The sequence below is a fragment of the Sandarakinorhabdus limnophila DSM 17366 genome (assembly GCF_945882885.1).
In the GTDB taxonomy this organism is placed as follows: domain Bacteria; phylum Pseudomonadota; class Alphaproteobacteria; order Sphingomonadales; family Sphingomonadaceae; genus Sandarakinorhabdus; species Sandarakinorhabdus limnophila_A.
The window spans coordinates 1-4,907 of record NZ_CAMCWT010000096.1 but is presented as its reverse complement, the minus strand read 5'-3'; the positions used below and the strand labels follow the sequence as shown (position 1 = coordinate 4,907).

The window sequence follows — 4,907 nt, the reverse complement described above, 5'->3', positions numbered from 1 at the left end:
CGCTTGCCGGATGCTCCACAGCAGCGTTAACGCTTTGCCCTGATGCTTATCCACAGAGTCATGGGCGGCTATTTTTGCCGGCAGGGTCAGGTGTGACGGTGCCGGACGTGCTGCACCTGCATCTGATCAGCGATTCCACCGGCGAAACGCTGGAATCGGTGGCCAAGGCCAGCCTGGCCCGATTCGAGGGCGCACAGGCTGTTAAACATTTCTGGCCAATGGTGCGCAGCGAAGGCCATCTTGATCGCATCATCGAGGAAGTGGCGAAAAAGCCGGGGCTGGTCATCTACACGCTGGTTGATGGCCTGGTACGCGATCGGCTGGAAATGCGCTGTGCCACGCTGGGCCTGCCGATGGTGTCGCCGCTCGATCTCACCATCTCGGCGCTGTCGGAACTGCTCGGCCAGGCCGCCACGCGCCGGCCGGGGCGCCAGCATGTGATGGACCAGGCCTATTTCCGCCGGGTCGATGCCATCAACTACACGATGGTGCATGATGATGGCGCCCAGACGGGCCTCGAGGAATTGGAAGAGGCTGATATCCTCTTGCTGGGCGTGTCGCGCACCTCGAAAACGCCCACCTCAATCTACCTGGCCAACCGCGGCTACAAGACAGCCAATATCCCGCTTGTGCCGCAATCACCGCCGTCGCCACACGTGTGGACGGTCAAAGGCCCGCTTCTGGTTGGCCTAACCACGGCGCCAGACCGGCTGCAATCCATCCGCCGCAACCGGCTGCTTACCCTGGGCCAGACGCCAGACACAGACTATGTCGATGTTGAGCGGATCGAGGCCGAGGTCGCCTTTGCTCGCCGGCTGTTTGCTGATCATGATATTCCGGTGATCGACGTCACCCGTCGCAGCATCGAAGAGACAGCGGCGGCCATCATCAACCTGCACCAGGCGCGGTTGGAGAAACAAGCATGATGCTGGTGCTGGCCAGCCAGTCAGCCGCGCGGCGGTCAATTTTGCACGCAGCCGGCGTGACGCACGAAGCCTTGCCGGCCCATGTCGATGAAGAGGCGATAACGGCAGGGCTTGTGGCGGAACAGGCCAGCCCCGAACGCATTGCCGATGCGCTCGCCGAAGTGAAGGCGTTGAAGATCAGCCGCCAGCACCCCGGCGCGCTGGTGCTGGGGGCAGACAGCGTGGTGGTCACTGCCGACGGCGCCATGATCGCCAAGCCGGAAACCCGTCCGCGCGCCGAGGTGCAGTTGCGCCAGCTCGCCGGCACCACCCATCGGCTGATTTCCGCCGCCGTCATCTGCGAGGCCGGCAAGCCCGTGTGGCGCAGCGCCAGCGCGGCGAAGCTAACGATGCGGCGACTGAGTGATGACTTCATCAGCGCCTATCTGGATGCGGAAGGCGATGCCGTGCTCGGCTGTGTTGGCTGTTATCGCATCGAAGCGCTTGGCGCACAGTTGTTCACCCGCATTGAAGGTGATCAGTTCGTGATCCGTGGTCTCCCGCTGCTTGCCGTTCTGGATTATCTGCGGGTCAGGGGAGTGGTGGCCGCATGAGAGAACCTGCCGTTGCCGGTGTGATCGGCTGGCCGATCAGTCATTCGAAATCGCCGCTGATCCACCGCTTCTGGCTTGGCAAGCTGGGCCTGGATGGTGATTACAGCCGCTTTCCGGTGCGGCTCGAACAGCTGGGTACGTTCGTGCGCGCCCTGCCCGTCATGGGCTTGCGCGGTGTGAACGTGACTGTGCCGCACAAGTTGGCGGTGATGGCGCACTTGGATGGCTTGGCGCCAGAAGCAGTGGCGGTGGGCGCGGTCAACACCATCGTGGTCGGCAATGATCACCGCCTGATCGGGCATAACACCGATGCCGCTGGGATCATTGGCCCGGCCGGCGCGATCATGGCCGGGCGACCGGTGCTGGTGATTGGCAGTGGCGGCGCGGCGCGGGCTGCTGCTGCCGCCGCGCGCGACAGCGGCGCATCGGCCTTGTGGGTGATGGCGCGCAATTACAACGCGGCGGGCGCCTTGCTGGCCGCATCTGGGTTGCCGGGCGGCGTGATGGCGATGGGCGATGTGCCGCCTGCCGATACCGGGCTGGTGTTCAATGCCACCACGCTGGGAATGGCGGGCCAGCCAGAGCTCAAGATCAATCTTTCGGCCTTGCCGGCTGATGCCGTGGTGTTCGATGCGGTTTATGTGCCGCTGGAAACCCCATTGCTGGCCGCTGCCCATGCGCGCGGTCTGATCACCATCGATGGGCTCGATATGCTGATTGGGCAGGCCGCAGAGGCTTTCCGGCTGTTCTATGGGGCCGATCCCCCGCGCCGCTATGATGGCGAATTGCGGGCAATGCTGACCAAATGAGCCGCACCATTATCATCGGCCTCACCGGTTCCATCGGCATGGGCAAATCCACCGTGGCCGCGATGTTCCGCAAGCTGGGCGTGCCGGTGTTCGATGCCGATGCCGAAGTGCGGCGCGTCCAGGGCCCGGGCGGGCGGGCGCTGGCGGCCATCGAGGATCTGTTTCCCGGAACAACGCATAATGGCGGCCTGCACCGCGAGAAACTGGGTGCGGCCGTGTTTGGCGATCACACGAAGCTGCGCGCGCTAGAACGGATATTGCATCCGCTGGTGGCCGAGGCGCAGAGTGAATTCCTGGGCGCGCACCGCTTGAAGCCCGCCATCGTGCTGGATGTGCCCTTGCTATTTGAAAAGGGCGGCTGGCGGCGCTGCCACATGACGGTGGTGGTTTCCGCGCCTTATCGCGTTCAGCGCGCCCGCGTGCTGGCCCGGCCGGGGATGACCCCGCAAAAATTCGCTGGCATATTGAAAGGCCAGATGCCGGATCGCGAAAAGCGCGCACTGGCGGATGTGGTGATCGAAACCGGACGCGGCCGGCGTGAGACTTGGCTGGAAGTAAAACAGCTGGTTGATGGCCTCTAAGGCTTGCCCCGCGCCGCCCAATCGCTACATGGAGCCCATGCGCGAAATCGTCTGGGACACGGAAACCACCGGCATCATGCCAGGGGATGGCCATCGAATCGTCGAGATCGGTGCGGTGGAGATGATCAACCGCATGGTGACGGGCCGCACCTTCCACACCTATGTCGATCCGCAGCGGCCAATGCCCAAGGATGCGGAGCGCGTGCATGGGCTATCGAGCGACTTTCTCACCGGGCAGCCCATTTTTGAACAGGTGGTTGATGGCTTCCTGGAATTCATCGGCGATGCGCCGCTGGTCGCCCACAATGCCGCCTTCGACATGGGGTTCCTCAACTGGGAACTGAAGCGTGCCGGGATGCCGATCGTCCCGATGACCCGCGCCATCGACACGCTGGAGATCAGCCGCAAGGCCAACCCGGGCGCCAAGCACACGCTGGATGCGCTGTGCACGCGCTATGGCATTGATCTTTCAGCACGCACCAAGCATGGCGCACTCCTCGATGCCGAACTGCTCGCCCGTGTCTATATCGAGTTAACCGGAGGCCGGCAGATCGGATTCGACCTTGCAACCGACACGGCTGGGGAGGACACTCCTTACGAGCGGGTGAGTCTGGCCGCACGGGCCCACAATGCCAGCGAGGAGGAGCTGGCGCGGCATGCCAGTTTCGTGGCCGGCCTGAAGGACCCGCTCTGGCTGTCGTGACACCATTGACGGTGTGCACGGCCGAGTGAGGAGACAAGAAACATGGATATCCGGATTTCAGGGCACCAGGTTGATACCGGGGCTGCCTTTGGCGATCATGTGCGCGAACGATTGAGTGCGATGGTGGCGAAATATTTCCCGCGCGCCCTCTCTGCCCATGTCACGCTGGGCCCGGCCCCATATGGCCATTTCGCGTGCGATATCGTCATGCACGTGATGGCCGACCTGATCCTGAAGGGATCGGCGCGCGCCGGTGATGCGCATATTGCCTTCGATGCCGCCGCCGAACGCATCGACAAGCAGCTGCGTCGTTACATGCGCCGGCTGAAGGATCGGCACTCTCCGGCCGCCGGGCGGACTGCACCGCCGCTGGCCGAACTGCAACCGCTCGATAATGCCGAATACAAGGTGTTTGCTGCAGCGCCAGAAGATGCCGAACCGGAAGGCGATGCGCCGCTGATCATCGCCGAAACTCGCGTCGATATTCCCACCACCAGCGTCAGTGATGCCGTGATGATGCTTGACTTGCGCAACACGACAGCCTTGTTGTTCGTCAACAGCGCCACCGGCGCGCACAACATGGTCTATCGTCGGGAAGACGGCACCATTGGCTGGGTCGAACCCCGTGCCGATGCTGCCGACCGCCCGCGCGAAATCGCACTGGCAGGATAGAACGGCAATGAATGCAGTATCTCAGGCTCCCGGCTTCGCCGGGTTGGTGCCGACCGGCGGGGTGATTCCCGAACTGCCGGTCCTGTCCAAGGATGCGGCATTGTTGACGCTGGCCCGCCATTCCGCTGATCTGGTGGGCCAGTCTGCCCTGCTCATCCATGAACGCCTGCGCACCCGCGAGGCGCTGGGCCCCACCGGATTCGGCGGTGGCGTGGCCATCCCGCATGCGCGGCTGGCCGGCCTGCCCGATTGTGTGGCGCTGGTGGCAAGGCTGCCGCAGCCGATCGACTGGGGCGCCGTTGATGGGCAGCCCGTTGATCTTCTGGTGCTGCTGCTGTCGCCCGAAGGCGCGGGCGCGGATCATCTGAAGGCCCTTGCCCGCATCAGCCGGGCGCTGCGCGATCCCGAAGCGGTGCCGGCGCTGCGTGCGGCCGGTACCACCGAAGCCATGATGGCTGCGCTGGCGGGCCAAGCGGCCGTCGCCGCCTGACGTGCATGAAGATGGCCCTCTGCCCCGGCTGGCCAGCCGGGTGCGGGTCGATGCGCTGATCCGCCGGGTCAACAGCGCCGGTGGCTTTGGCACGGTGCTGGCGCGCGGCGATGACGAAGCCGGCGCCATTGCC

General features: G+C 64.3%; 8 protein-coding genes. All 8 read left to right on the top strand.

All coding sequences use genetic code 11. The annotated features are described in order from the left end of the window. Positions 1–98: 98 nt before the first annotated feature. On the top strand, positions 99–926 hold the full coding sequence (locus Q7O19_RS12975) for a pyruvate, water dikinase regulatory protein (protein WP_303810914.1): 828 nt from the start codon (positions 99–101) through the stop codon (positions 924–926). Next, a complete protein-coding gene (locus tag Q7O19_RS12970; RefSeq protein ID WP_303810911.1) occupies positions 923–1,519 on the top strand; it encodes a nucleoside triphosphate pyrophosphatase in 597 nt (198 codons plus the stop codon). Before Q7O19_RS12975 ends, Q7O19_RS12970 begins: the two co-directional genes overlap by 4 nt. Further along, on the top strand, positions 1,516–2,328 hold the full coding sequence (gene aroE / locus Q7O19_RS12965) for a shikimate dehydrogenase (protein WP_303810910.1): 813 nt from the start codon (positions 1,516–1,518) through the stop codon (positions 2,326–2,328). Before Q7O19_RS12970 ends, aroE begins: the two co-directional genes overlap by 4 nt. After that, on the top strand, positions 2,325–2,909 hold the full coding sequence (gene coaE, locus Q7O19_RS12960; protein ID WP_303810909.1) for a dephospho-CoA kinase: 585 nt from the start codon (positions 2,325–2,327) through the stop codon (positions 2,907–2,909). Before aroE ends, coaE begins: the two co-directional genes overlap by 4 nt. A 28-nt stretch (positions 2,910–2,937) precedes the next feature. Continuing rightward, complete coding sequence (gene dnaQ / locus Q7O19_RS12955; protein WP_303810913.1) at positions 2,938–3,612, top strand: DNA polymerase III subunit epsilon; 675 nt, start codon at positions 2,938–2,940, stop codon at positions 3,610–3,612. 42 nt (positions 3,613–3,654) lie between these two features. Further along, positions 3,655–4,284, top strand: a complete 630-nt coding sequence (gene raiA / locus Q7O19_RS12950) for a ribosome hibernation-promoting factor, HPF/YfiA family (RefSeq protein WP_303810908.1) — start codon at positions 3,655–3,657, stop codon at positions 4,282–4,284. Positions 4,285–4,291: 7 nt separating this feature from the next. Then, positions 4,292–4,774 (top strand): PTS sugar transporter subunit IIA, encoded by a 483-nt coding sequence (locus Q7O19_RS12945; protein WP_303810907.1) that lies wholly within the window; start codon positions 4,292–4,294, stop codon positions 4,772–4,774. A 1-nt stretch (position 4,775) separates the two neighbouring features. Further along, positions 4,776–4,907 (top strand): DUF1491 family protein (locus tag Q7O19_RS12940; protein ID WP_369692484.1); only part of this gene is annotated, 132 nt, incomplete at its 3' end.

What these genes read in the sequence shown, in the direction of transcription:
- Q7O19_RS12970 (WP_303810911.1), top strand. Translation starts at nt 923, where the DNA reads ATGATGCTGGTGCTGGCCAGCCAGTCAGCCGCGCGGCGGTCAATTTTG.
- Q7O19_RS12945 (WP_303810907.1), top strand. Translation starts at nt 4,292, where the DNA reads ATGAATGCAGTATCTCAGGCTCCCGGCTTCGCCGGGTTGGTGCCGACC.
- coaE (WP_303810909.1), top strand. Translation starts at nt 2,325, where the DNA reads ATGAGCCGCACCATTATCATCGGCCTCACCGGTTCCATCGGCATGGGC.
- raiA (WP_303810908.1), top strand. Translation starts at nt 3,655, where the DNA reads ATGGATATCCGGATTTCAGGGCACCAGGTTGATACCGGGGCTGCCTTT.
- aroE (WP_303810910.1), top strand. Translation starts at nt 1,516, where the DNA reads ATGAGAGAACCTGCCGTTGCCGGTGTGATCGGCTGGCCGATCAGTCAT.
- dnaQ (WP_303810913.1), top strand. Translation starts at nt 2,938, where the DNA reads ATGGAGCCCATGCGCGAAATCGTCTGGGACACGGAAACCACCGGCATC.